Source organism: Mycobacterium arosiense ATCC BAA-1401 = DSM 45069, from assembly GCF_002086125.1.
In the GTDB taxonomy this organism is placed as follows: Bacteria; Actinomycetota; Actinomycetes; order Mycobacteriales; family Mycobacteriaceae; genus Mycobacterium; species Mycobacterium arosiense.
On sequence record NZ_MVHG01000251.1, the window covers coordinates 1 to 416 of the forward strand.

General features: G+C 70.2%; 1 protein-coding gene. It reads left to right on the top strand.

Features of this window, described 5'->3' with window-relative positions:
• On the top strand, nucleotides 1-416 hold a 416-nt coding region (locus BST14_RS28345), incomplete at both ends, for an AMP-binding protein (RefSeq protein WP_142279696.1).

Below are 416 nucleotides of genomic sequence, written 5' to 3' on the forward strand. Positions count from 1 at the left end.
GACGCTGAGCGCGACCGCCTGGATCGGTGGGGCAACCGGCCGGTGTTGACCCGACCCGCACCCACACCGGCGGCGATCCCCTCAATATTTGCCGCCGAAGTCGCCCGAGCCGCTGACGCGCCGGCGGTGACCTGCGACGGGCGCTCGATGACCTACCGCGAGCTCGACGAGGCGTCGAACCGGTTGGCGCATCTACTGGCCGGCCTGGGCGCCGGCCCGGGACAGTGTGTGGCGGTGCTGTTGCCGCGGTCGGCCGACGCTGTCGTGGCGATAATGGCGGTGCTCAAAACCGGTGCGGCATATCTAGCGATCGATCCAGCGCACCCGGCGGCGCGGATCGAGTTCATGGTTGCCGATGCCGCACCGATCGCCGCGATCACCACCACTGGGCTGGCCGACCGGTTCGACGGGTGTGG